The organism is Butyrivibrio sp. AE2032, assembly GCF_000702965.1.
In genome coordinates, this window is the sequence record NZ_JNLF01000003.1 from 237,118 (window position 1) to 263,216 (window position 26,099).

20 protein-coding genes and 1 tRNA gene are annotated in these 26,099 nt (G+C 44.1%); all 21 read right to left on the minus strand.

The annotated features are described in order from the left end of the window. Positions 1-216: 216 nt before the first annotated feature. Positions 217-369, minus strand: coding sequence for a hypothetical protein (locus BO18_RS34690; protein WP_185752335.1), 153 nt, complete (start codon positions 367-369; stop codon positions 217-219). 440 nt (positions 370-809) lie between these two features. Beyond that, complete coding sequence (locus tag BO18_RS02840; RefSeq protein ID WP_034443423.1) at positions 810-1,982, minus strand: IS110 family transposase; 1,173 nt, start codon at positions 1,980-1,982, stop codon at positions 810-812. A gap of 611 nt (positions 1,983-2,593) precedes the next feature. After that, on the minus strand, positions 2,594-3,415 hold the full coding sequence (locus BO18_RS02845; RefSeq protein ID WP_034443425.1) for a hypothetical protein: 822 nt from the start codon (positions 3,413-3,415) through the stop codon (positions 2,594-2,596). Between the two features lie 531 nt (positions 3,416-3,946). Then, positions 3,947-4,019, minus strand: a tRNA-Pro gene (locus BO18_RS02855). A gap of 190 nt (positions 4,020-4,209) precedes the next feature. Beyond that, positions 4,210-6,546, minus strand: coding sequence for a glycoside hydrolase family 9 protein (locus BO18_RS02860; protein ID WP_034443429.1), 2,337 nt, complete (start codon positions 6,544-6,546; stop codon positions 4,210-4,212). A 25-nt stretch (positions 6,547-6,571) separates the two neighbouring features. After that, positions 6,572-7,606 carry a galactose ABC transporter substrate-binding protein gene (locus tag BO18_RS02865; RefSeq protein WP_034443432.1) on the minus strand — a complete coding sequence of 345 codons (1,035 nt, stop codon included), beginning with the start codon at positions 7,604-7,606 and terminating at the stop codon, positions 6,572-6,574. 20 nt (positions 7,607-7,626) lie between these two features. After that, positions 7,627-8,604, minus strand: coding sequence for a substrate-binding domain-containing protein (locus BO18_RS02870; RefSeq protein ID WP_034443434.1), 978 nt, complete (start codon positions 8,602-8,604; stop codon positions 7,627-7,629). Further along, positions 8,594-10,396 carry a cache domain-containing sensor histidine kinase gene (locus tag BO18_RS02875; protein ID WP_081861032.1) on the minus strand — a complete coding sequence of 601 codons (1,803 nt, stop codon included), beginning with the start codon at positions 10,394-10,396 and terminating at the stop codon, positions 8,594-8,596. The genes BO18_RS02870 and BO18_RS02875 overlap by 11 nt, the downstream gene beginning before the upstream one ends. A gap of 74 nt (positions 10,397-10,470) precedes the next feature. After that, positions 10,471-12,069 carry a response regulator gene (locus tag BO18_RS02880; protein WP_034443436.1) on the minus strand — a complete coding sequence of 533 codons (1,599 nt, stop codon included), beginning with the start codon at positions 12,067-12,069 and terminating at the stop codon, positions 10,471-10,473. Positions 12,070-12,084: 15 nt separating this feature from the next. Then, positions 12,085-12,393, minus strand: a complete 309-nt coding sequence (locus BO18_RS02885) for a hypothetical protein (RefSeq protein WP_034443437.1) — start codon at positions 12,391-12,393, stop codon at positions 12,085-12,087. A 14-nt stretch (positions 12,394-12,407) separates the two neighbouring features. Continuing rightward, positions 12,408-13,793, minus strand: a complete 1,386-nt coding sequence (locus tag BO18_RS02890; RefSeq protein ID WP_081860890.1) for a DUF4832 domain-containing protein — start codon at positions 13,791-13,793, stop codon at positions 12,408-12,410. 23 nt (positions 13,794-13,816) lie between these two features. Then, positions 13,817-14,488, minus strand: coding sequence for a DUF4956 domain-containing protein (locus BO18_RS02895; protein ID WP_034443439.1), 672 nt, complete (start codon positions 14,486-14,488; stop codon positions 13,817-13,819). 29 nt (positions 14,489-14,517) lie between these two features. Beyond that, the gene (locus BO18_RS02900; RefSeq protein ID WP_034443441.1) at positions 14,518-15,243 is read right to left on the minus strand and encodes a polyphosphate polymerase domain-containing protein; all 726 of its coding nucleotides are present in this window, start codon (positions 15,241-15,243) and stop codon (positions 14,518-14,520) included. Positions 15,244-15,248: 5 nt separating this feature from the next. Then, positions 15,249-17,009 (minus strand): CotH kinase family protein, encoded by a 1,761-nt coding sequence (locus BO18_RS02905; protein ID WP_034443443.1) that lies wholly within the window; start codon positions 17,007-17,009, stop codon positions 15,249-15,251. After that, positions 17,006-18,442, minus strand: coding sequence for an exopolysaccharide Pel transporter PelG (pelG, locus tag BO18_RS02910; RefSeq protein WP_034443445.1), 1,437 nt, complete (start codon positions 18,440-18,442; stop codon positions 17,006-17,008). The genes BO18_RS02905 and pelG overlap by 4 nt, the downstream gene beginning before the upstream one ends. Positions 18,443-18,445: 3 nt before the next feature. Then, positions 18,446-19,843 carry a GT4 family glycosyltransferase PelF gene (gene pelF / locus BO18_RS02915; RefSeq protein ID WP_034443447.1) on the minus strand — a complete coding sequence of 466 codons (1,398 nt, stop codon included), beginning with the start codon at positions 19,841-19,843 and terminating at the stop codon, positions 18,446-18,448. Next, positions 19,840-21,666 (minus strand): DUF2194 domain-containing protein, encoded by a 1,827-nt coding sequence (locus BO18_RS02920; protein ID WP_034443449.1) that lies wholly within the window; start codon positions 21,664-21,666, stop codon positions 19,840-19,842. The genes pelF and BO18_RS02920 overlap by 4 nt, the downstream gene beginning before the upstream one ends. Next, a complete protein-coding gene (locus BO18_RS02925; RefSeq protein WP_034443451.1) occupies positions 21,663-22,562 on the minus strand; it encodes a hypothetical protein in 900 nt (299 codons plus the stop codon). Before BO18_RS02925 ends, BO18_RS02920 begins: the two co-directional genes overlap by 4 nt. Beyond that, positions 22,559-24,664 (minus strand): DUF4118 domain-containing protein, encoded by a 2,106-nt coding sequence (locus tag BO18_RS02930; RefSeq protein ID WP_034443453.1) that lies wholly within the window; start codon positions 24,662-24,664, stop codon positions 22,559-22,561. Before BO18_RS02930 ends, BO18_RS02925 begins: the two co-directional genes overlap by 4 nt. A gap of 90 nt (positions 24,665-24,754) precedes the next feature. Beyond that, positions 24,755-25,804 (minus strand): threonine aldolase family protein, encoded by a 1,050-nt coding sequence (locus BO18_RS02935; protein ID WP_034443455.1) that lies wholly within the window; start codon positions 25,802-25,804, stop codon positions 24,755-24,757. Beyond that, positions 25,797-26,018, minus strand: a complete 222-nt coding sequence (locus tag BO18_RS02940; RefSeq protein ID WP_034443457.1) for a hypothetical protein — start codon at positions 26,016-26,018, stop codon at positions 25,797-25,799. The genes BO18_RS02935 and BO18_RS02940 overlap by 8 nt, the downstream gene beginning before the upstream one ends. Positions 26,019-26,099 lie beyond the last annotated feature (81 nt).

Below are 26,099 nucleotides of genomic sequence, written 5' to 3' on the forward strand. Positions count from 1 at the left end.
TTTTTTAATTTATTAATGACTAAAGCTGGAAGCTAGATGTTAAAAAAGGAGTGGGAACCACCCACTCCTGATGATAATGATCACATGATGTTTTCGCCATGTTTAATCCTTCTGTGTATTTTATAGATGATCACAATTGGAAGTGCACTTACAACATAGATTGTTGAGCCTCCTCCTAGAACAACCATGAACAATATAAACAGATATATAAATATATTACTCATGATTATCTTCCTCTCCATCTTCATTTTCCAAATCAATATTTGTGTCATCCTTTAAATCAGGTCTGAACTCATTTATTGCTGCCCATACAACTGCTCCAAAAGCCAGTACGCAGCAAACACCAACAATAATATCTGAAAGTATCATAAATCTCCTTTTCCAGCTGCCTATGCAGCATATCGAATAATGTGTACGCAAACTAGGACAGACAAAGTCTGCCCTGACATAGGAACACTAACGCCGTGCCCTAATCTCTTTTCATATTTGTGGGAAATAGGAGATTACTTTTCTCCGTCCTGATTGTGGATGTAGCAGATAGTGCTACACCTTGAAGATATAATACTGGTCCACGGGAATATGGAGGGCAAAACAGAAGCGTAATATGCGCCCTCACAAATCAGAATATATAAGACTAAAGAAAGACTAACTATTAGAAGTCAAGAAAAAATAAATGATTTTTAATCAAAACGCAGAAATGCGATTTGTATAGTGGCTGGGACTTATTTCCAGCAATCAGTTCCTTGAAAATTGCATGACAAACAGAGCATCCGATTGGGTGCTCAAATAGAAAAGGTATATCTGATTGATTAGCTCGGAGAGTAAGCTTGTCCGGTTAGTTCCATCCTATAGATTGTTCGGATCAGCTTTTTCGCCGCATGTGATACGGCTACATTGTAGTGCTTGCCCTCGGATATTTTTCTTCCGAGGTAGATGCCGAAGGATTCATCCCATTTACAGACAAACTTTGTGGCGTTGAAAAGCGCATACCGTAGGTATCGTGACCCACGTTTCTCCATGTGCGAGTGTGATGAATCAAGCTGCCCGGATTGATATGTTGATGGAGATAATCCTGCATAAGCGAGAATCTTGTCTGCATTATCGAAACGTGCAAAGTCACCTACTTCCGCCAGAATCATCGCTCCCATACGGTAACTGATGCCGGGGATGGTCATTATCGGGGATTGCATTTCATCCATGATTGCTTTTATGGAGGCTTCGATTTCTTCAATCTCTTCGGAAAGTATCCAGATGAGATGAATGGTATGTCGTAGTTCCATGGATTTTGCGTCCATAGGTGTGCCGATAGAATCGATAGCGGCATTCCTGATCTCAATAGCTTTATCTCGGCTGTATCGTCCTTTGGAAGAGGATTCGAGAAGCTTTTTGAGATGTGTCAAATGACATCCTGCAATGTAATCGGCACCGGGGAGTTCTTCTAAAAGCGTGTAGATGGAATTAAGGTGAAGCGAAGGAACAAGTTTCTCCAGTTCGGGGAATAGGATGTTCACAAGCCTGGCTAAAGAAGACTTGAGCTTAGAACGTTCATGAACCTTGTCAAAGCGATAGCGGGTTAATGATTTCAGCTCTTCTTTGTGATATGATATTTCCGAGTAGGGCTTGAGTGTCCTATCGGTCATCAACATCATAGCGATCGAAGAGGCATCGACTTTATCCGTTTTCGTCTTTCTAAGGCTTAGACCTTTTCTGTAAAGATTTGTGTGTAGCGGGTTGATAACAACGGTCGGGAAACCTTTATCAACGAGCGACGCCAGAAGATTGTTAGAATAGTGACCGGTAGCTTCAAGACCTACTTTTATTTCTGTCTTGTCAGAAGTCACTTCTTCGATTCTGGAGAAAAGCTCATCAAAACCGACCTTGTCATTTGAGATGGTGAAGACTGGATAGAGCTTCCTGCCTTCGTCGTCAAGAATACAGCAGTCATGCTTGTCCTTGGCAACATCGATACCAACATAGATCATAATCATGATCCTCCTTAAAAGTATTTGATGCTGCTGTTATAAGATCCACAGGGCTCTTTGCATGCTGTAACCTCGTTCTACATAAACCGTCATGCGGTATCTAACTGATTAACAATTAAACAAAGAGACTGTGGTTGGAGCCTTTCTTAAACCGTCTACGCGGTAGGACAAACACACCAATCCACAGCATCTTTAACAGCATACCTTATACCTATAGAAAAGGTAAAGAATGGGTATGACTATATAATACGAGGATGATAATTCTTTTGCAGGAAGAATTGTTTTCCATCCTTTTCAGTACTTCACTAATAGTTCTTACATCCCTCACTTCAGGGGTAGAGACAATAAAGGTGCTGCCAGACTTTATATACTGATTGCTATGTAATGGCAAACTTCGGTTATCAGCATTAACTTCAGCCGAAATGCATTGGCGCTCTGAATACTCTAATGTCTCATGCACATCAAAAAACAGACCACCAATTATGATGGTCCATGCCAAGATGAACAATATGAAGCTATTACAAGATAATTTATGATTCATTTCAGCAGTAATTGTCCTTTGATGTTCAGTGATAGTATACATCAATAGATAAGTGATTCAAACTATAAGATTAACTATGATAAAAACTGAGATCACAGAACGCCATCCTTGCTTTTTCATCTACAACTTTTACATCTAAGGGGCGCTCTTGCGTTTCAAGGGTTATGATGAGATTCTTCCCAAGTATCAAACCACACTCCTCATAGTCCAGTATCTTCTCGAAATTTCTGGAAGCATATCCTTCCTGTTCAATAAGCCCCAGATGCTCCCAATACATCGTTTTATTCAATCTAACATTGAGTATTCCAAAGTCAGGATACACGCGTTTTCCACTTTTTAATCTTATCTCCGGTTCACATACATAGGGGATTCCCTTGTTGTAAAAGTAATCCGCCAGGATCTTTTCTGACTTCGAACGGACAAGTTCTCCCCTTAGTGTAGGGAATTCATACTTTCTCTCATATGAATTCTGGTTACCCTTGTGGGTGGCGTACCAATTGTTAATGATCATTTCTCTTGTGGGGCGAATGGGAGTGACAAATTCCCTGCGACCATCGCGAAGATTTTCATAAAGATCATCTATGCTATCAGCATCATACTTACCATTAAACTTCTCCAGCCTGTTTATCATATCCTTCAGAAGATTATGTACCTTTTCATCGTACTCTCTCTGTACCAAGAGTCTTATCCTACTAATATCAATCTTGGAGATGTATTGTTCTTTTTCCTCGCCTTCCTTTCTGAAGTGATACTGGAAATGCCCTCTGCTTTTGGACACACGGATGCTCCCTTTTTCAAGGCCCTTGTATGTCTTCTCTCTGTTGGCAGCTTTCTTTTCAAGTTGTCTCAGTTCCTCCAACTGCTTGTTTAATTCATCTTTGTAACTAATCATGTTTCCCTTCCTGTCAATTTATCTTTGCTAATATACAGTCAAAATGATTAAAACCGTGTCCACTTCATGGGTATCACTTGGCTCATTTCAATCCCGTATTTACGTCTTTTTTTACGTTTTTGTTCCTGCGGATGCTTAAAAATAAAATCGTAACGTCTGGATTTTCGTTTTCTTTTCCTAAGACGTATAGATGCGTTGATTATTGTGACATTCATATAAACTCCGTACTGCTCATTTTCATATTTTTCGATTCTAGCAGTAATAAATGGCATTAAAGAATCATTAAAGACTCCACTATAGCCTCGCTAGTACTAATTCTTACTGCTATTTCCTTGAAAAGTGGAATTGAGACGTTGTCATAGATTTTGACGACATCTTTTTTGAACAAAACTGAAATAAAGACGTAAATCCCTATGTCGAGCCAACGAACCAGTACGGGTCTGGGGACAGTTCTCGACAAATAGTTCCTTCAGGAACCACTTTATGCGATAATGAAATAGAAAAACCGCTCAACTGAGCGGTTCTTCTAAATCGGAGTGACGTGATTCGAACACGCGGCCCCTACCTCCCTAAGATAGTGCTCTACCAACTGAGCCACACCCCGATTGGCTTCTGACTGTGTCAGCCATCAGCGACGTTTTTCATTATATAACGCATCCAAATGAAAATCAAGATGTTTTTTTCGTCGTCAGAATCATTAACAAAACCATATCAAAAAAGAGCCGCAACACCTTTTCCTGGTACGTCTAACAGCCAGGGCATAGAAATGTTGCGGCTCTTTCAAAATTCGTAATTTACTTAGTCTCTGCAATCTCGCCGGCAAGTAAGAGGATAACCGGTGAGTTCCAGTAGATTGTGATCTCGTTGGTTGAGTAGCTTTGGGAGTTGTCTACGTAGCACTTAGCGGAAGGAACGCCCTTGAGCACGTTGGCTGCGTATGGATCTCCGAGAGAGTTACTTGGACCACCGACGATCATTCCGGGAACAGTCTTACCAAGAGCCTGTGAAGGTCTGTGATGTGGGTGATCTGAGTAATTGGTTCCAAACTCTGTAAGGAAGCAGTAGCCGGTAGCATTGTTACCAAACAGGTAGTTAAGCTGTTTATCAGCAATAACCTTGTCTGCCATATCTGTAACGCCCTGCATCATCAGCATGAAAGCACCGTTGTTGGCAATGGTAAGGTTACTGCCCCAAGGATAATCGCCAACGATAGAAGAACCGTATGGATACATATTAGTCTTCTTGTCCAGAACTTCTGCCAGGTTGTTTACACTGTTAGTGAACTTCTCCACAAGAGCAGAATCCGTATTCTTGGCAGTAAGGTATGCGTAAGCGCCATAGCCTGCCATGCCCTGCCAGCCCAGTGAAAGACCATTGTTAGGGATCCACTCGCTCATGGATTTCTCGTAAGCCTTGTCACCGGTAGTCTTGAACAGCTCTGCATAAGCCCAGTATCTCTCGTCCAGATCATATTCATCTTCATATTCACCGGTCGAAACATCGTTAGGGTTCTTGTAACCGATCTTATCTGAAGGAACCTTGTCAAGATAAGCTGCTGCCTTCTTAGCTGCCTCGAGGCACTTATCTGCGTAAGGTTTATCAATATCCTCGTATACTCTGGCTGCCAAAGCCATGACACCTGCGAAATCGCCGGTAGCTGTTGTAGAAACAGGCATGATGATAAGCTCATCAGTCTCTTCCTCTGGCATTATTTCACCGGGGAAATTGCTGCAGGTAACCTTGTGATAAACACCGCCGTTATCTGCCTGCATCTTAAGAAGCCAGTCAAGCTCGTACTTAGCTTCATCAAGAACATCAGGAATTCCGTTTCCGCTCTCAGGAATATCCAGATCATCTCCGAATACATCCGGATATCTCTCGTAAGCGATCAAAAGATCTGCTGCCGCCTTTGCACCTGCTACAGAATATCTTCCGTAATCTCCTGCATCGTGCCATCCACCTGAAACATCAAGCTTCTTGGTTCTGTCCTCATAAAGAACAGCCTCTTCGTTGTGACATACAGGATGCGCAAAATCTCCTGCGTACTTGGCCGGAAGCTCAGTTCCGCATCTCTGGTAATAAAGCATCTTTATTGAAGCCTTGAAGGCCTCCTCATAAACATCTTTGCCGATCTTGAAACTTGGTGAAACCGCTTCTCCGGACTCAACGTGATAGGTTCCCTCATCTGTAACCTCTGTGAAAACAAAGGCTTCTTCCTTCTCACCTGTATCAGGATCCTTTATTCCGCCGCCAATTTCAGCCTCAAGAACAACCTCGCCTGTTGCTTCATTTATGAGCTTTGCAGTCTGCTTAAGCGCACTCTTTCTTAGGGTTGCAGACTTATATGCGCCGGGCAAATATCCAATCTGATTAACAGCTATGTCAGGCATCTGCACCTCCCCACTTCCTGCTACCTTTCCGGAATCATCAACAACAGTCAGTACAAAGTTATCAAAATATACATGGTGCTCAGCCACTGACTTATCAAGATCAGGAGTCAGCCCCATGTTGAAGCAGAATCTCGGAGCAGGATCAGTAGTCTCATTCATCGTGAAGGTGTACTCGTAGCTCTGAGTCTCAGGTCCCACAGCAACATTGTCGCTAAAGTAAGCGTGATAATCGCCGCCGTTTATCTGGAATCTCATCTCCAGGTTTCTTTCAATGTCGCACCTTGCGTCAAAAGTAAGCTTGTACTCACAGCCCTCATAAAGAGAGAAGCCATCATGGTACATCTGAACACCGTACTCAACTGTGCCCACATTCTTGATGTCCACATCCAGCTCGCCTTCGCTATTTATAGACATATCGCAGATACCGTTCTGGCAGAAGTATGACCAGGGATCCTTACCACTGGAGAAATCGCCGTTTGAAAGAAGGTTCTCACCTGTTACCAGTGAAGCCTCCTCTTCCTCATCTTCCTCTTCCAGGTCTTCCTCCTGGCTTGCTTCCTGAGTTGCCTCAGCTGAAGTCTCTGCCCCAGCAGCCTCATCAGCTGCAGTCTCCGCTTCAACTGCCTGTGTCTCTTCACCCTGTGTAGGTTGTCCTGTCTGCTCTCCACAGCCTGCTGCCCCAAACACAAGCATCGCAGACAATGTCACACAAAGCAGCTTCCTCAAAGCTTTGTTCTTCATAACACTTAATTCCTCCTCAAAAAATTTACTTCGAAAGGTAATCATGAACATTATCGATGGTCACCTTACCATAAGGAAGCCTCAAATACTTGCCCCCTGTAATCTCATAATCGCTGCTAAGATCCTCAATGGATCCGCCATTCGCAAGGGTCATGGCAAGCCTGTACATAGCCAGCGCCTGCCCCTCCTTGTCATTGTAGACTGTTCCGCACATTTTGTCATCACGAACTGCTTCAAGTCCCACATCTGTTCCGTCAACGCCGAAAATGGCGGGCCAATTTTCCCTGTCTATTCCTGCAGCTTCGTAGGCATCAATAGCTCCAAGAGCCATATCATCGTTGTTTGCAAGGATCAGCTCCAAACTATCACCGTAATCCTCAATGAACTGGGCCACCTTGGTCTGTGCCTGTGCTCTGTTCCAGTTGGCTATGGCATACCCAAGCTTATCCACCTCTACACCTTTGGAGATCAGAGTCTCCACAGAAAGCTCAGTCCTTACAATGGCGTCCTGATGCCCCGCTTCGCCCTCCAAGACCACGTATTGGATCAGGCCGTCACCGTTTCTGTCAACAGTCTTATCCCTGCGACACTTTGCAGCCGCCAGCTCACCTTCCATCTTCCCGGACTGGGCAGCATCCGCTCCCACGTAAAAGAGCTTGTCCCACCTTACAATATCTCCCTCAACCAATTCCCTGTTGAAGAATATTATAGGTACATTGTTCTTCCTGGCCGCATCAATAACAGCCGTAGGATCTGTCCTGTCCACCAGGTTTACGCAGATAACACTGCACCCCTCCTCGATCATTTTTTTGACCTGAGAATTCTGGGTCTGCTGGCTCTGGGATGCATTGTAGACAACCACCTCCACATCATCCTCCACCAGCTTCGTAAAGCACTCCGTCAGCTGGGACATAAAGGTGTCATACTGATCGTAGACCGTAACACCTATCTTTATCTTACCGGGTGCGACACTCCGACTTTTTGCTGCGCAGCCGCTTAAAAGAACTGTCAGAAGAATTATGATCATTCCCAAGGAAAGAACTTTCCTTTTTCTCCCCATTATGTAACTACCTCCAAAAACTACTGAACTACCGGGAACAACATTCTCTGGTTGTTCTCGTCAAAAAGATTATCCCTGTTCACAACCCTGAAGGCTATGGTCTCATCCTCCATGGGAGTAAGTTTGTTGTCCAGACGACTGGAAACAGCAGTAATTGACTGATATCCCATATAGTATTCATTGGGAACTACCATACTTGTAATAAGCCCGTCATCAAGATAGCTCACCACCTTTATGGAAGTACCCTCTCCAAAGATCGTCGGCGGTCCACTTTGCCTTAAAGCATACTCACAGGCTGCTTCAAGGCCTGAATTATCCAGTGCCACCAGTATATCTGCAGGGTTGTCCTGCTGCCTCTGACCAATCTTATCACTGACATAATTGATGTTGCTGTCGATCCAGGCTGTGGTCGCTCCGGATGCCTTGATATTTTCGGTAAATCCCTGAAGTCTCTCCGAATTGGAATTCTGCCTGAGGTTCCCTGCAACTATTCCAATCTTCTTGCCCTTAAGCTCCTTGCCGTAAGCAATGCTTACCTCATTAGCCAAAGCTCTTCCCAGCTCCACATTGTTGACCTGAATGCAGGCGCTTCTACCCTCAACATCAACGTCCATGTCTCCACTGGTATCCACCAGAAGAAGTACTGCCTTTCTGCTTATATCGGAAATCATATTCTCAGTGCCACGACTGCTGGTGAGCTGAAGGATTATCCCGTCAGCCCCATCATTGAGTTCCTGATTTATCAAAAGATTCTGCTGACTAAGTGACAGATTTTTCGTGGTGTTAACAACCTTCACCTTGATCCCTGTGTCTTTTGCAGCCTGCTCAAGCCCCGAAATAAAAGAGGTCCACCTTACCGAGGAGGAGTCATCCAAAATAACTGAAACCTGTACAGGTTCTTCACTTATGCCACTCATTATAAGAGCCGATGTGGATACAATAAAAGTAAAGGTAAGGAGCACTGCAATTGCAATGATAAAAATGTTCTTATTCTTCATTTCCTTGCTCCTTTCCGGTCTCCAGTGCCTTGGCATTTTCCGGATTATAAGGAATTGCCGGCAGATGAATAGTCACAACTGTACCTTCATCCGGCTCAGACTCGATCTTAAGCCCATACTGCTGACCAAAGCGCAGCTGTATCCTTCGCTGCACATTGATAAGGCCCACTCCTGAGCCCTTCTTCCGGACTCTTGTATCATCAGTTAAAAGAAATTCCAGCTGCTCTTCACTCATTCCAAAGCCATTGTCAGAAACAGTGATATAGATGTCACCATCCTCTCCCTTATAGCCCTTAACCTTGATCTCTCCATCCTCCATGTCCTTAACACCGTAGTACACAGCATTTTCCAGGATAGGCTGGACAATGAGCTTAACGGTGCAAAAGCTCTTTATCTCATCATCAATGTCAAAGTCTATGGAGAAAGCATCCTTAAAACGAACCTTCTGAATGTTCATATAATTGCTGGCGTGCCTTATCTCATCCTCAATGGGGATGATGGTCTTTCCGCTTGAAAGGGACACCCTGAAAAGAGATGCCAGCTGAGTTATCATGAATACCGCATCGCTGTACTTTTCACCCTCGATCATCCATACAATGGAATCCAGGGTATTGTAGAGGAAGTGTGGATTTATCTGGGACTGAAGAGCGTCCAGTTCGGATTTTCTCTTTTCCTCCTGGGAAGCAACCATTTCCTTCATAAGAACATTGATCTGGTTATAACTGTCTCTAAGTGTCCTTCCCAGATGCTCGATCTCAGATGGCCCTCCGATATAGATACTGGGCTTAACATTGCCCATCTCGATTTCCCTGATGGAATCGTTTAGCTTTACGATAGGTCTTGTAACGCGCCTTGCCACCAGTCTGTTCAGTATAAGCATGGCAAGAAGGGTTATGGACAGGACCATGACAGCAAAGTATCTGGTATCCTTCATTCCAAGATATGAATTACTTGTGGGAATAACACTGACAAGTTTCCAGCCCGTGTAGCTCATGGTCTCCACCGTAACGATCCTGGTCTGTCCCTGGAACACTTCCTTGTGGCTGCCATCATCGTAGGCGGCAGCATAGGCATTGTTTTCCCTGTAAAGACCTGCTGAGATCTGCATAAGCATTGGATGGTAGATTATGTTTCCGTTTCTGTCGCAAAGGTAAACATACTGCTCCGAGGGGTTATCGTTAACACCTTCCATCATCTGCTCAATGACAGCATAGTTCATGTCAACCAAAAGAACTCCCTGCCCCGGAACGCCGCCTCTGTTTAGCTCAACGTTTCTGCTAAGGGAGATTACCCAGTAGTACCTGAAGGTTGGGTCATCCACGAAAATATTCTGAACATGGGGAAGGGAAAAATGAAGGTTCTCAGGCTTTTGAAGAGCAGACTGGAACCAGGTCTGATCTGTCACATCAACATCCGGCTTCTCAACTCCAACCGGGGAAGCACAGATAAGCTCTCCCTTGTCAGAGTACAGCGCAAGAGATATAAGATAGTCCTTGTGAGCCTCATACAAGAGGTTCATCTGGTACACAGGGGTCTCCTTGCTGATGTCCTGATCCTTTATGACATTATAGTAAATTGCATCAGACATTCGTCTCATGCTTCGAAGGTAATCCTCAAGATTGATAACCGTCTGGTCAAGGGTAAGCTGGGTGCTCTCAGTAAGCATCTTTTCCGACCTTACGGCAAATCTCTGATAAAGAGCTATTCCCATGGCAAGCATACAAACAAGGGCTACGACCGTGAAGGATATGGAGATCGTAACCTGAATGCTTCTTGGCGCAGCGCCCTTCATAAATCTGGAGACCAGCCACTTAGCCTTTATGTCATTTGCTTTTTCCTCAACTTTACTCTTAACAGACACCCTTGTTATTCCTTGCCGGCTTTATACTTGGATGGCGAAACTCCGAACTGTTTTTTGAATACATAACTGAAGTAGTTAGGATCGGAATATCCCACTCTCTGGGCGATAATGTAGGTCTTCTCATCGGTCTCCACCAGCATCTTTTCAGCCTTCTCCATGCGGTAGTCCGTAAGATACCCGACAAAAGTCTTTCCGGTTTCCTTCTTAAATACAGTGGAAAAATAAGCGCTGCTTACCCCCAGATAATTGCAGATAAAATCTATTGAAAGATCCTGATCATCAAAGTGATCAGCCACATACTCCTGAGCCTTCGTCACAAAGCTCCTGGTGTTTCCGCTTCTCTTATCATCAATAAGCTCATGCATTCTTACACAGGTTGCACAGAACCAGTTGCTAAGCTCATTCCTCTCCAGCTGTTGGACCTTGGCATACACATCCGTGTTCATATCAAAGACCTCATTGACCTCCAGCTGATTGTTCCTGACAAACTTGTACAGCTCGCTCACAAGCTCCATCACCATGAACCTGTAGTTCTGAATGGACCCCTGCCCATCAAGACTGCTCTCGATATATTTTCTGGCTGCCTCTTCCACTGTGGCCTTGTCAGCCATCTTCATCTTCTTAAAGACATCCGTCAGGGAATCAGCGTTTTCCGCAGATTCAGTCTCTTTTTCCATAGGCGAGATCTCGTTAATATTGATAGCCTTGGTATGTCCGTATAAAACCCTGTAAGAAACTGCATCCCTGGCTCCCTGGTAAGAAGCGCGGATCTCGGAAAGGTTCTTTTCAATGCTGCCGATGCCGATGGTGACACTGGCCTTACACATGCTCTCAGCCAGTCTGCAAAGTCTGTCGCAGTCATCGGTAAAGGCAGATGCGTCCTTTTCACTTTCAAGCTGAGCCAGCATCACAGTACTGCCCAGATAGGAAAAGAACTTACAGCCCCATTTAGGATCCATCCTCTCCTCTAAAAGCTTTCTTACAGACACAGAAAGAAGCACCGGATTCATTCCCTCCGGTACGCTTGATGTGCTGATATGAACGATGGCTATAAGATAATATGGCCCGTGAAGCTCTATTCGGTAGTCGCTTAAAAGCTTTCCAATCCTGTCCTCTGCTATCCTTCCGTCCACCAGGGATGCAAAGAAATCCTCCTGCAAAAGAGGCAGTGAATCCATGTAATAATTCTCAAGTTTTTCCACATTTAGCTTCTCGTCCAGATCCCTGTCCAGAGCCTCGTGAACCCTTGAAAAAACACCCTTAAGCTCATCCGCATCAATGGGCTTTAGGATATATTCCTCAGCCTCCAGCCTTATGGCTTCCTTGGCATATTCAAATTCATCATAACCGGAAAAGATGATGATCCTTATGTTAGGATAGAGCTTACGAAGGTTCCTTGAAAGCTCCATTCCGTCCATGTAGGGCATCTGGATATCGGTCATGACAATGTCAGGTCGATACTCCTCGGAAAGTTCCAGTGCTTCCAGTCCGTTGTGAGCATACTTTGGAGTCTCGAACCCCATTTCCTCCCAGCTCATTTTCTTCATTATAGCTTGTGCAACATCTTCCTCGTCATCCACAAGCATTACTTTATATCTGTTCATTGTGCTCCTGATTCTTTACGCAAATTTATCGTATATGATCTTCCACATAACACTCATGATCACCACTGCAGCCACTATGATGACCACAGCTGCTGTAGCATTGAAGAAAGACACTACTCCCATAACGATGGCAGCAAGCCCAAGGAAAAGAATTATCAGCCCTCCATAAAGGGTATACTCCCTTGGATGCTTAATGCTGTCCGGGTCCTCTTTCTTAAGGATCTTGGGATCCCTTGTGATAATAAGCCTGATCCCAAAGAACATGCACACGGCAAATACTAATATTTCAATGCCCATCTGGTTTATAATTTCCTGAAAGTTCATTTTTCTCTTTTCTCCTATTTATTCTCCCACAAAAGGCTAAGCTTCCCTTTTCTCTCAGTCTCCATGTCGAACATGGCTTCCACCTGGCCTGTCCGGTCATTTTCTATGCCGGCATAGATCTTTGCTCCTTCCACGTCCAAAAGCTCTTTTGGCAAATTCAAAACAACTTCTTTTTCCTGATCCTGGCACAGAGTTTTCAGATCAACATCAAGCTCGTACCTTCGCATATTTTCCGGATCTCCGGGGACTTCCACATAGATGCAGGGCGTGAAATCAAAATAGATTGGTGCCACGCCGTCATTTATGAGTTTTAAACCACATTCATAGCTTTTTCCCCCAAAGGGCCGTTTAATGCTCAAAGTACTGATCCTGTACCTGTACCCCACATACTTTAGTAGTTTATCAGAGGATTCATAAAATTCAAGGTTTTCTCTTTTGAGATATGGGACCATGGGCCCAATAAAACTCATGTGTGAAGCCTTTAGAAGCTCTGCTGTCTTATCGTAGTCTTTTCCAAGCATAACACTTATGGGAACAGAGCTGGCAAACTCGCCGCCCACAGGGGCATACTCCCATATACCGGGCACCGCTTTCAGTGCTCCCTTTTCGCCGGTTTCATTGTAGTCGCCACCTTCATTTATCCAGGAAAGCCACATATTAGTGTCATTGGCTATACCTGTCATGTCATTAAAGACGCCTGCCCCCTCAGGAAGTTCTGCAAAGGGCCTTCTCATAAGGAGTTTACAATAATCAAAAGAGCTTACATAGTGCTGAACATATCTGGCTCTCACTATCGTTTCCGGCATCCTTGGCAGCCCAGCCATGTAGTAGGTATGCCATTCGCCCCAATGTCCAAGGCTTCCCAGTTCCACATAGGCAAGATAATCTTCCCCCCTGAAATGGTCAGCAATCTCTTTTATGGCCTTTTCATGGGCAGAAATGAAGATCTCATTATTGTAATCAGGGCAGTATCCTCTGCCATACTCCATGTCGTATGCAACGCCATCTCCGGTCTTGTCATAAAGCCACTGAGGAATATCCATGTGCTCTGTTTTTCCCGGCTTATCACACACAAACCGAATCACCAGTTTTTTGCCCTTAGTACGCCATCTGTCTATATAGTGATTATATTCTATATTATCCCAGTTAAACTGTCCTTCTTCCGGCTCAAGCTCACTCCAAAGGATCTCAAAATATACTAAAGAAGCTTTTTCGCAAAGGCTCACAGAATCTGAGCTTGGAGCATATCCGATATAGGGATTTAGCACAGTAGTACTTCCTTCGCTATATTTATAGGTTTTTCCCGTCATTCTTCCGAAATGCATTATCGAAACTCCCAATGCAATGCCGACCACAAGTAACACCCCTAGTAGTATCAGAGGCATTTTTATCTTATTCATATGAGCATTCCTCTTCTACCGAACTAGCCTACATACTCACCATTATACTGGATCAGAGTAACATCCTTAACTCCCTTGATATCCCTTATTCTCTCCTCAAAAGCAAAGTTGTCACCCCTGCAATATACTTCCACTGCAAGCTCCGTCACTTCGCCCCTGAGGGTCTTGGACTTCAGGAAGTGTTTGTTCTTGCCAAAGGCTCTCATGATATCATCACCGGCATCAGTCCCTTCGTAATGGATAACAGCCACATATACACTGCCTTTTGAAGGCCTTCCATAGAAGATCGCGATCATTATAATGACGATAACTGCAGAAGCTACCATGAGCACATACATTCCCGCTCCTGCCGTTATTCCGCTTGTTATTGCCCAGAACAGATACAAAAGATCAAGCGGATCCTTGACGGCAGTTCTGAATCTCACGATAGAAAGGGCACCTACCATACCAAGAGAAATAACGATATTGGTACTGATGGCCAAAGTCACCATGCAAGTAAGTACACACATGCCTATAAGTGTGATTGCAAAGCTCTTGGAATACACCACTCCTGCGTAGAAGCGCCTGTATACCAGATAGATAAGTATCCCAAGGAAAAGAGCTATGACCAGCGACAAAATGATGCCAACAACATCGTTCTGGCTGTAGTTCTCAGATGTAAGAATCGAATTCTTAATAAAATCTTTTACGCTCATATTTTTCTCCCATTAGTTCATCTAAGCTTCTATAGATTATATTTCGCATCCACATAGTACTGGTTTTTATGAAGGTAATTGGTTCTGTCACAGCAGATAACGTATTTTGAGGCATTTACAAATTCGCTGCTTCGCGGAGGAAGTAACTGCCTTACCAGCTGCGGAAGAAACTCCGTGTACTTGACCTCCATAATGAGTTTATCCAAGTCCATAGCTGCCAGTGCCGGCAGGTCTTTGTCGAAGATATCAAATCCACCAACTGCTGCCCTTACTTCCTTATCAAAGGTTACTCTCACGGTCCCTTCATCAAGAATGAATGGGGTCCTTTCATAATCCACTATCACTCTCGGTCGCATCATATTGCAGATGCATTCTATGTAGAATTCCTGCAGGAGCTTTTGGTCACTCCTTAAAAGAAATTCATAGTCACCCTCAAGTATCTTCTCAAACTCTTCTCTGGTGAGATTTGCCGATTCTTTGTATATGTACTTGTCCTGTTTTTTCTTTCGCTCAAGCTTTATGCTGCTATCGGAATAATTGTAGATCCTGATACGATACTTTTTTCTGAAAAAGATGCCGTCCTCTTTTTCCTCATAAGCACTTCCTCGAAGGTCGTCAAAATAAAGACTTCTTATGACGTACTCTCCATCCTTTGCATGCTCATCCAGGCTAAAGTAGGGAAGCATCCGGCGCCTTATGCCTTCATATTCCGGATAGCTTATCAGGTACTTGAGCTCATGTCTGTATTTTTCCATACTCGTCACTCTACTACTGTATATCTTGTAATATTGCCCTGAGCATCTACATAGATGCATAACCTTCCATATTCCTTGCCCTGCTCAGTTTCGTAGTAATCAAATGCATCCTGAGTAAAGCCACTTTCATTGGTAGCTGTAGCTCTTACAAAATACTGCCCCTCCGGCAAGTCATCACCTCTAAAGGAAGTCCAATTTCCCTCATACTTGTAGACTACGTCAGTACACTCCAGATCCCTTGCCACAATGACCTTATAGGTTATATCTTCCTGATCAAAATCATAACTGTCTCCCCACGTATAGGTCACTCCCAGATTTGTCTTCTGTGGTGTGTCAATATAGAACGGCATGGGCTTTTCTAAAGACTCTAAATACCTCTGGTAATAATCATCCACCAGGGATGGCAGGGCCTTTTCCACGATGTCATAGTTTTCAGGCGTCAAAGGTGCGTATGTGATATCCGGTTCTGAATAAAGATAGGGTTTTACCACCTGCTCATAGGCCTTAGTCATTGAAGATAGTCTCTCATAGCTAAGATATGATTTCAGGTCTAATATTGCAGCATCCAGTTCCTGCCTGAACTTCTCGGATTTAAGGCATCTGCAAAATAGCACATTTCCCCAATAGTTACTTACACCCTGGTCCCAGCTGCCGGCATCCTGATTCTGCACGATCTCATTTTCTGTTCTTCTGAAAAATGCATCCAGATCCCAGTTATATAAGTACCAGGTATCAAGATTCTGAGGACTGTACAGATAAGTATTTCTGCTCTGGGTATCAATATTTCCTGTCAAAATATTAAATGCCATCCAGTAAGCAAGGTTTTCCATGTCAAAGTGCTTGTCTATCACATCTTCAATAGGCATTCCATAGTTATTCACATCTTCCAGCATAGCTATGAGTTTTGTGTGATCCTCATTTCCTTTTATCTCCAGATACTTCTCAAATTCTGTCCTGTTATAGCCACTGTCTGTATTTAACTTAATAACATCCTCATATCTGAAAAACTCGAAGAAATTGATCTTGTATAGATGTCCTGTCCTATCCAGTCCATGATTCTTAAGGGCAGTCTTATTGAGCTGCTCAACCTGGGTATATAATCCATAGTCTTCAAAGCCGTCATCAGAGCCATCTGTAAGGTCATTCACATACAGATGCACAAAGTTGGTCCTAAGGCTCATGAGCTGATCAATCCCAGATAGGAGGTCAAAGCCCATTTTATTTCGGTATCTCAGGCCATCAGTCATGTGCTTATTTAGTGCGATTGTGGTCTGTCCCTTCCAGCTTCCCTGGTTTTCCTTAAGTTCTATCTTATAGTTCTTTTGATCATTCCTACTTGATGTCTGCCCTCTTATCTGAACTATAGCGTTGGGCACAGTCTCACCATAACCAAGGTTTCCCGCAGGGATTCCCTTCTCATCTCCCACCTGCAAAAGAGCTTCCACCTTATATCTGTCTATTCCCTTCTCGTCATAGTAGTAGGCAGAATAGGTATTGATCTCTTCCCAGGTATGATCAGTACCTTCTGAGGCGTTACCCTGTCGTACTGTAAGGTACATGGTCACCACTTCATTCCCGTCGTCATACAAAAGATTTTTGTCTCGAAGGTGCTTACTGCCTTCTGTCTTTACCACGTTCTCAGTAATGGTGTACTCAGCTTCTTTTCCTGCTTCCATGGCCAGATATCCGGAATACAGCCTGCTGCCTGCAATTACAACCAGCAGTAAAAGCCCTATTAAAATGATCGTTCCAATGCCCTTCTTCATTTCTTGATCCTCATATACAGCCTGGTTCCAAGTCCCCGCTTAGGTTCTACGTACATTGGCTGTGTACTTAATATGTGATAAGGAAGTTTCTTTGTATATTTCATAAGTCTGCTTGTGGCATAAATAAGGTAAACAATGCTTCCGAAAGCAAAGGCAAAGCCATAGTACTTTGCTTCCAGGAAAACAGATGCCAATGAGCAGACAGTTGTAGTCACTGCAAAAACTATATTGGCCTTTTTGGCATCCTCATAAGCTGTAAAATACATGAGCACCAGGGTCAGCACATTTGCAACGGCGTAGGCGCCATATCCCACGCACAGTATCCTGAAGTACCCTTCCATAAGTGCGTCAAAGCCCAGAGGAAGTCTTTCCAGGATAACCAGTCCCACGCTAAGGATCAGTGCCGTTCCGTAGAACTGTCTTCTGGCGGTATAAATAAGTTCATGGTCAAGAACTGTCAGCATCTCTTTTTCCGCCTGCTCTATCTCCGAGATGGAGCCCTGACCGTTGAACAGGTCGTAGTACTTCCTGTACTTGGGATAGAGATTTACTTCCACCGATGCCACGAAGTTGATGGTGGTGATAAGTATAGTCATGAATGCAAAAAGAGCTGATATATCGTGCTGGGGTGCTGAATAAAACAGTCCGGTGATCTTATGTCCAAAGCCGCTGAACCAGGCTATCACAAGATGTGAAAAGAGCCCTATGTTGGTGGTAAGGCCTATGACCATAAGGTCAGAATACTCATCAAACCAGGGAAGGAAATCAAAATGGTTTTTCTGGGAGTTCGGGAAAAAGCCATACAAAAGTGCAAAGTCTATGGACATCATCATTCCGTAGCCCAGAACCACGCTAAAGAGCATCAGCTCAATGCTCCCACCAAATATATTGCAGCCAATAATTGCAACAACTATTGCAGTTACAATTGAACCCACATAGGAAATAAGAATTCCTCTGTAATCCTTAATGGCAGACAGATAGTTCATCTCAGTCCAGGCTGCCAGAAGGGTTGTAAAGAGCATAAGCGCCAAAAATCCCTGAATAAAAGTCACCCCTGAGAAGAACAAAAATACGCCCCATAAAACTGCTCCGGAAGGAAGCATCAAAGTCAGTATTCCTTCCAGTGAAGGTATAACGTCCTCCTCATTATGTTCATACAAAAGATCCGCAACGTATCTGGTCAGCACCATGGAAAAGATACTGCTATAGATCATTGATGCCAAAAGTGAATAGGTAATGATGCTGGTCAGGGTCTCGCTGGCCTGTTCTGAAAAGCCAAAGCGCTTTGCGATAACCTGAATTGACAGCAGGAAGAAAAAGCCAAGGATCATAGGACCTGCAGTTACCATACCGGTGTAACCGTAAGCCCTAAGCTTTGACAAAACGCCTGTTGCCTTAAACAGCTTTTTTAACTCAAAACCTATTCCTGCCATATATCAGATACCCTCATAGAGCGATGCATATCTCTTTATCATGTCGGGGTGCTTAAAGTACTTCTCCACCCGCATCCGGCCAATCTCTCCCATTTCCTCCCGAAGTTCCCTGCTGTGACAGAGCTTGTCCATTGCATTTGCAAGACCTTCTCTGTGCATTGGTGGAACGCAAAAGCCTGCAGTTCCGAAAAAATCCCCCTCTTCACCATCTATCAGCTGTCTGCAACAGCCAACGTCCGTTGTTACAGCCGGCCTTCTTGCAGCGAAGGACTCAAGTACCGACAGAGGCTGACCTTCTGAGATACTGGTGAGGATAGTGAAATCTATTTTTCTCATGTACTCTATAACATTCACCTGTCCCACAAAGAGCACATCCTTAAGCCCCAGGCTCTTCACCAGGTCATAGCACTCCTTGGCGTATTCCTCGTCATCCGTTCCCCCAAGGATATGAAGCCTTGCGTTTTTCCTCATGCCACAAAGCTCGTTAAAGGCGTATATCAGAGTCTTAACATCTTTAATGGGTGCAAGTCTGATAACCGCAGCTATATCCACATATCCATCCTCTTCCTTCAGCGGAATGTCGCAGAACTTGTCATAGTGGATCCCGTTGGGGATAACTTTGCACTTTTCCGGAGCTGCCCCCAGCTCCATCTGGATCTTTCCTGCATTTCCAAAAAGGCAGGTGATGAAGGTAGCTCTTTTATATATTGCATCTGAGAGCATGTAAAAGAATCTTATCCAGTGTCTTTTAAATGCCGGCGTAACCCACCTGGCTCTTATGATCTCCTCTTCTCTTTCTCTTGAGTAGATGCCGTGCTCAGTAAGGATTACATGCTTACCTGTTACGTAATGGGCAAGGGCTGCCAAAAGCCCTCCATAGCCGGTGCAGATGGTGTGATAAACCTCTGCTTCCGGGACCTTGCTCTTTATGATGTGAAGCACAGGAAGGAGCATAGATCTGATGGTGTGGAAGGTATCAGCAAATGCCACGTAAGGGTACTTTTCTCTGCAAAGGTCCGTTAAGACATCCAGAAAATTTTCACTCATAAGAAAGCTTGCCGGGTTGTAATTTTTGCTCTGGAACATGTCAAAAAGGATGTCCCAGTCGGGCTTTTCACAGTCGATGAATTTCTTCAGTGTCTCTTTTTCTGCATCGTTTAGTTTGAATCTGTCTCTTTTATTGGCCTTTATGGTAAGTGCTTCATCCAGGAAAACCTCATGGATCTCCGACACATTTTCAGGAAGCTCGTACTTGAACACGCCTCTGTCTGCAGATTTTGCCCCTATTACCCACAGAACAAATTCGTGCTGGGGCATTGCCTTTATGTAATTGTGCATCCAGGAGGAAACACCACCAAAGGTGTAGGGATAGCTTCCCTCCAAAATAAGGCATATTCTCATTCCTGCACACCCCTGATCATAGTCACCCTTTGAGCCTGAGCCTTTAAGAGATAAAGAGTATCATTCAGCTTTACCAGTTCACCACCATAAGCGTTCTCTATAGTCCCGTCATTGTCGCGGATCAGGTAATAGCAGCTGTCGATGATTCCTTTACTGGAAAGAGATATGCTGTTGTCTTCCACGGTATAATCCGGAATCAGATTTACATATCTCTGGACAGCTCCTGCCACTTCAGATCCCTTAAGGTGTCTTATTTCTTTTCCAGATTCATCAACCCAGGTCATATAGTCATTAAGTCTGCCCTTTAGAACTTCCCATCCGATGTCCGCGCCTCTGTCCTCATCCAGAAGGTCATCGGGATGCATGAAGTGGGAGCTTATGAAATGAAGATTGAGCTCTCCAAGGGCCGTTATCTTCATGTAGTCATCAAGGATACATCCGGAAACCACACGGGGTGTCTCCACAATTCCATCCTCAGCAACTGAAAACTCCTGCACGTATTCGTCCTGGCCTTCCAGGTAAATACTAGCGATACACTTGATCTGTGGAAAATCCACACCAAGCATTCTTCGTCCCTCATCAGAAAGGACATCTGAGGGCGGCACATATACGCTCATCTCCTGGCCGGGGAAAATACTGGAGGAGAATCGGATAAGTTCTTTTATAGACTCATTCATCACCTCATAGTTTTCCCAGGTCCTGTAGCCAAGATCCTGTTTGTATTCAAAGTTATCAAGGCACAGGGGTTGGTGATTGTAGCCGTGATAGCCCAGTTCGCCTCCCTGGTTTAGCAGCATATTTCCGTAGTAGTAATAATTTGAAGTGCTGTTATTGGCGGGAAGTTCACCGCTGGTCTTATCCTGATAGGTCTCTATGATAAGTCCTGTGTACTTAATGTCGTGGTCCTTGGCCATGGACAACATATCAGGCCACCACACTCTGGAATAGAACTCAGCTATTCCCATGTTGTAATCTCTTTTTACATACTCGCCATTTCCCGCCGGAACAGGAGATGGAAAATCGTCCAGGTAAAACACCGAGGCGTTGATAACAGGATAGATAAACACATCATCCAAAAGGGTGTAGGCACTTGAATAAATCCCTCTGTAGGCCTTTTCTGTGTAGCCAAAGTTGCAGACCACAAAGCGCCCATCCTTGTAGTTTCTTGCCCATACCAGAGGAACATTCTTTTCCTTGGTATGGGCATAGACCTTGGCCTTGGAATCCAAAACTACGGACAGGGCTGACTCATAGCCATCAATTATTGGGTATGACATCTGGGCTCCCAGCATGAAGTTCTCATCGGAAATAAATTCCTCCACCAGGGCATATTCATCAGCACAGCTCAGTATTCCCAGTTTCCCGGAAACAAAATTAAAGATATCTCCTTTGTATGGCGGAACCCCAAGAAGAAGCCTGCCTCCATTTCCTACCCAGTTTGTAAGAGTCAGGATATCTTCACCTATTTCCTCCAGATTTCCTGTAGCCAGCACTATATCTTTATACTGTTTTATGAGTGTTTCAATATCCTCATGATCTTCGTCAATATCCACGCTCTCGTAGGGAACTCTCATATCTATGAGAATCTGATCGTAGATTCTGTAGGCCTTTTCGCTTGCCACATCACCTGACTGCCAGAGCAGGAGGCATGTCTTTTCCCTCTTACTCTCCTTCATATGAGTGATGTTGTCATCTGTAAGAAGTGCAACCTCAGACGCAGTCTCTTCATACATGATTCCGATTCTTTCTACAAGGAGCACCGCGAAGATGAGGATAAAGCCTATCGCGATGGCAATGAGCTCGCGAAATCTCTTATTCTTCATGCACTGCTCTCCTTCTTGTGATCATCCCAAAGGCTGACCATATCACGGATTTCCTTGGAGTAATATCTTCCGCTGTTATTGACCTGATTCACCATTTCCCTGATCTTTGATCCGGCTCCTGTCATATAGCAGTATCTGAAACGGAGCTTGAAGGTCTTGTCATCCTCAGGGAACAGTTCCTCCATCCTGTTGATTGCCTCGTCAGCGATAGACAGCTGTCTTGAGGATAAAAGAGCCAGTATCAGCTTTTCAAATATTTCCGGATTGGGGTCTCTGCTGACCTTTTCCATCAAGAGCTGCTGCAGGGTATTTTTCTGGATCTCAAGGAGCTGTCCCTGGATCATGTTGCTGGAGACGTACTGTTCCAGGAAAGTAATGTACTTATCAAGAAGTCCTTCTTTTTCAGGATCAAGTGCGTACTCGGTGCTGTACTCCTGAAGTCTTAGTTCATATTCCTTGGAAAGCTCCACCATTGCAGTAGTTGCATAGTGAACAACTTCAACGTCATCATTCATTCTTGCCTCGTTAATAACTGGCAGGTAATCTTTTGTGTCGCTCATGAGAACGTCCAGCATAACAGATCTCTTGGTGGCAGAATCATTCATCATAAGGGCATCCTGCAAAGGCACTACGTTGGCGCTTTCCGGAGCCTCAACAACGATAGTCTCTCCGGCTTCCATATTGCTGTGCATAACTTCCAGATCCTTGGTGTTTCGCCCAACTCTGTCCGTCCTTATAAGGAAGCTGACTATAAGCGCACTAATCAGGCCCCAGATGGGAATGCAGGCGATAATGACAAGCATCTGCTTATCAATGCGCAAAACATGCAGTCTCATCAGGAGATAGGAAAGTGCAACTATGAAGAAATGGACTAGAATGATAATCAGGGCAATCATGAAACTTTCTCCACAATGTCACAGGTAAGACCCATATCTCTGAATCTCTTAAGTACTATTCCTTCACTGCTTTCATCAACCTGAGCAGCAAGGAGGTAAACATTTCCATCACTTCCAAGTCCCACAATGTCGTTGTTTCTAATCTTGGACTGGAACATATCATCTATTTCACCAAGGCTCCTGCCCTCAGGTTTGATCCTGATGAGTCTGAAGCTTGTGAGCTTGTTGTCCATCATTTCTTTCTGGATCGTGAACTGTTGGATGAAGTATTCTGTCTTGGTAATACCTGTTCCTTCGATAAAGGTCTTGGCAGCCACAGCCTGCTGGTACTCCCATGCCTTAATGATGAAGTTCTCCATAAGGCCGCTGAGGATGCGGATAAGGTTTGAATAATAGGTGCTGATCTGCAGATACTCCACCTGGTAGATCATGATAAGAACCGTTACAAGACCATCGTTTTTGATACCTGCCACATAGGTTGGATATCCTTCCCGGACATCGTTGTTAAACCAGATATCATTTTCCTGAAGACACTCAATGACGCTTCTGTACTCATCCAGATTGATGGATTTTTTCAGCACCTGGTTCATCTGCTCTGAGCACACGTTAAGTCTTGCAAATCGGGCCTTGGAATCGTTTATGGTGTATATGGCGATGGACTTATTATTCAGTACGTCCTCCATAACCGGAATGGATTCAGCAAAGATCTCCTCAGGCACTGTAGTACTCAGCTTTTTAACAACATCGAAGATACGTCCAAAGCCGTCTCTACTGCCGATAAGATCAGCCTTATACTGATTCTTGTAATCCATGGCCTCCTGATAGAGCTGGGTGATAAAAGAGTTTTCGTCCTTTAAGGTCTCATTGTCTTCATTGACAAAAGCCATGTCCTCTTCAGTCTTTTGCTTGATGTAACCACAGACTGCAGCTGCAACCATCAGAAGAATAAATGCCACCCAGTTTCCTGGATCATAGAATAAAAGTAGCGCATTGGTGCCCTCGAAATAATATGCCACTATCAGGGAAAGGATTTCTATAATAGCAGTCAGGGCGCCAATCTTCGTTCCATATACAAGCGACATAAGTATGACAAAAAGCATCCTTACGTCGATCATCTTGAACTGTACGCTACCGTTGGCAAGGTAGTTATAAACTTCTACAAATGCCACACCTGCGATCAGCTCCAGGATCATGAAAGGTGTGCGGTTTAGCTTTAATCTTTCCCTTATTCTCTGGCTGATACTGGGCTTTTGATGATACTCTTTCTGGTAATCTCTGATAAAGCCTTCAAAATCCCAGCAGGCGTCCTGCTTTGCATACCAGCCATAGGTGGTCCTGGCCTTATCTTCACCATGTTCGATCTTTCCCTTGATACCGGACTTTGTAAGTGCAATATGGGCTTCCGGATAAAAGTCCAGGATAACCTTCCTTATCTCGCCATAGGTTGTCCTGCCACCGCTTTTTAGATATATTTCTTCAAAAGAGCTCTTCCTGTCTTCGTCAATTGTCCAGTCGTCAAAAAGGCGGGACAAAAACTCTGCAAGATCAGGCATCTTTAAAAAGTATGCCTTCTCATCTTCCAGGGATTTGATCTCTACCCACTCCTTGTTTTCAACCTGCTTTAAGATCTTGCACCAGTAGTCGTTCTTGTTGCTTATTCCCATAAGGTAAGGGCTGTAAACGATCTTCACGTCGATATGGTAGGTTTCTGCATAGTATTTACAGATGTTTGCCGTGGAGCTGAAAATGATCGAATCGCTGTTATCAACGTCAACAAGCGCTTCGTCAGAAACTATATACAAAAACTGCTTTACGGAATGCTTCTGGCTAAGAGAAAAGACGCGCCTGAGCTCATCCATTTCACCGATTTCATTGGTGTTTTTGCACAGTGTTTTGGACATAAAAATGACTCTTTGAAAACCATAGGTATCAAAGAGTCTTTTAAATTTGTCACTCATTATGGGCTGCTTAAAGTAAGTGATGTTTCCATCCCTGTAGGCATCACAAAGCTCATCACAAATAACAACTGCATCATTTGCAAATGCAGTCTCCAATGTATCCTTTGTAAAATATGCTGTATTGCCTACTAAGAGCGTATCCATCAGGCAAATCTCCCTAAAAGCAAGGCTTTTTATCGTATACTATATTATAATATATCGTCAATCCTTGTGCCATGCTTTATGGTTTTTTCATTATTTGCCCGGAAGATATTTCATCAGTTCCTCTATATCAGCTTCAGTTGTTGCCCAGTCAGTTGCAAGTCTTATGGCAGTGTGATCTTCGTCAACCTTCTCCCAGAAGCCGTATCCCACATGCTTTGACAGCTCTTTTAATTTCTCGTTCTCAAGAACTATGAACTGCTGATTGGTTGGAGAATCGATGTAAATCTTATAACCGCGCTTAACGAGGTTATCCTTAAGGATCTCGGCCATATCTATGGCGTTTTTGCTTATCTTAAAGTACAGATCATCTGTAAAAAGAGTATCGAACTGAAGTCCAAGAAGCCATCCCTTTGCAAGAAGCGCTCCATGCTGCTTAATTATCGGAATTGGATGTCTTGTAGGTGCACCCTTAGTGAAAACCACTGCTTCTCCAAACAGCGCTCCCACCTTGGTTCCGCCTATATAGAAAACATCGCATAGGCCGGCAATATCGGAAAGAGTCACATCAGCCTCTTTACTCATGAGACCATATCCCATTCTGGCACCATCGATAAAAAGAGGTATCTCAAATTCTTCGCACACCTCTGAAATAGCTGTCAGTTCTGCCTTTGAATAAAGGGTTCCATACTCAGTAGGAAAAGAAATGTACACAGCACCGGGGAAGACCATGTGCTCATGATTTCCGTCTTCATAAAAGTCCATAAGAAGCACCTTCAGATCTGTGGCATTTATTTTTCCTGCTTCTTCAGGAAGGGTAAGCACCTTATGCCCTGAAAACTCAATGGCTCCTGCCTCATGAGCTGCCACATGTCCTGTCCTGGCTGCCACCACACCCTCGTAGGGCTCAAGCAGCATATCAATAATAGTCTGATTTGTCTGGGTTCCGCCCGCAAGGAAGAACACGTCAGCATCAGGACAGTCGCAGGCTTTCTTTATCTTCTCTGCGGCACTTTTGCAGTATTTGTCAGTGCCATAGCCATCCTGCTGCTCCATATTGGTCTCAATCAGGCGCTCCAGTATCTTGGGATGCGCCCCTTTTGTATAGTCGCTGGAAAAAGAAATCTTGTTTTGTTCAGCCATAGAATTTGTGCACCTCTCCGCAGTATTTGCATCTTACGCTCTTTGCTTTTCCTGTAAACCTGATGTTATTGCCACAGGAACACTTAATCTCTAAGACCTGCTGTGGCTGCTGTGTTGTATCCGGATTACTGCTTTTTCTTCCGCCGCTTACCTGTTCAAGAGCTTCCTCCGTGAGCTTAAGCTCTTCAAGTTTTCTGTTTAAAATCTCTCCCATGGATCCATACCTCCTGCATTATTTCTTTACTCAACATAATACTTTATACGAACCTTTCTGCACAGGTGGCAACAAGGTCCG

Excerpts from the sequence above, each read along its gene's own strand:
- BO18_RS02875 (WP_081861032.1), bottom strand. The coding sequence starts at position 10,396 with ATGAAGGGCGCTGCGCCAAGAAGCATTCAGGTTACGATCTCCATATCC.
- pelF (WP_034443447.1), bottom strand. The coding sequence starts at position 19,843 with ATGAGAATATGCCTTATTTTGGAGGGAAGCTATCCCTACACCTTTGGT.
- BO18_RS02865 (WP_034443432.1), bottom strand. The coding sequence starts at position 7,606 with ATGGGGAGAAAAAGGAAAGTTCTTTCCTTGGGAATGATCATAATTCTT.
- BO18_RS02900 (WP_034443441.1), bottom strand. The coding sequence starts at position 15,243 with ATGGAAAAATACAGACATGAGCTCAAGTACCTGATAAGCTATCCGGAA.
- BO18_RS02890 (WP_081860890.1), bottom strand. The coding sequence starts at position 13,793 with ATGAATAAGATAAAAATGCCTCTGATACTACTAGGGGTGTTACTTGTG.
- BO18_RS02920 (WP_034443449.1), bottom strand. The coding sequence starts at position 21,666 with ATGAAGAATAAGAGATTTCGCGAGCTCATTGCCATCGCGATAGGCTTT.
- BO18_RS02880 (WP_034443436.1), bottom strand. The coding sequence starts at position 12,069 with ATGAACAGATATAAAGTAATGCTTGTGGATGACGAGGAAGATGTTGCA.
- BO18_RS02870 (WP_034443434.1), bottom strand. The coding sequence starts at position 8,604 with ATGAAGAATAAGAACATTTTTATCATTGCAATTGCAGTGCTCCTTACC.
- BO18_RS34690 (WP_185752335.1), bottom strand. The coding sequence starts at position 369 with ATGATACTTTCAGATATTATTGTTGGTGTTTGCTGCGTACTGGCTTTT.
- BO18_RS02860 (WP_034443429.1), bottom strand. The coding sequence starts at position 6,546 with ATGAAGAACAAAGCTTTGAGGAAGCTGCTTTGTGTGACATTGTCTGCG.
- BO18_RS02895 (WP_034443439.1), bottom strand. The coding sequence starts at position 14,488 with ATGAGCGTAAAAGATTTTATTAAGAATTCGATTCTTACATCTGAGAAC.
- BO18_RS02925 (WP_034443451.1), bottom strand. The coding sequence starts at position 22,562 with ATGATTGCCCTGATTATCATTCTAGTCCATTTCTTCATAGTTGCACTT.
- BO18_RS02935 (WP_034443455.1), bottom strand. The coding sequence starts at position 25,804 with ATGGCTGAACAAAACAAGATTTCTTTTTCCAGCGACTATACAAAAGGG.
- BO18_RS02840 (WP_034443423.1), bottom strand. The coding sequence starts at position 1,982 with ATGATCTATGTTGGTATCGATGTTGCCAAGGACAAGCATGACTGCTGT.
- pelG (WP_034443445.1), bottom strand. The coding sequence starts at position 18,442 with ATGGCAGGAATAGGTTTTGAGTTAAAAAAGCTGTTTAAGGCAACAGGC.
- BO18_RS02905 (WP_034443443.1), bottom strand. The coding sequence starts at position 17,009 with ATGAAGAAGGGCATTGGAACGATCATTTTAATAGGGCTTTTACTGCTG.
- BO18_RS02930 (WP_034443453.1), bottom strand. The coding sequence starts at position 24,664 with ATGGATACGCTCTTAGTAGGCAATACAGCATATTTTACAAAGGATACA.
- BO18_RS02940 (WP_034443457.1), bottom strand. The coding sequence starts at position 26,018 with ATGGGAGAGATTTTAAACAGAAAACTTGAAGAGCTTAAGCTCACGGAG.
- BO18_RS02845 (WP_034443425.1), bottom strand. The coding sequence starts at position 3,415 with ATGATTAGTTACAAAGATGAATTAAACAAGCAGTTGGAGGAACTGAGA.
- BO18_RS02885 (WP_034443437.1), bottom strand. The coding sequence starts at position 12,393 with ATGAACTTTCAGGAAATTATAAACCAGATGGGCATTGAAATATTAGTA.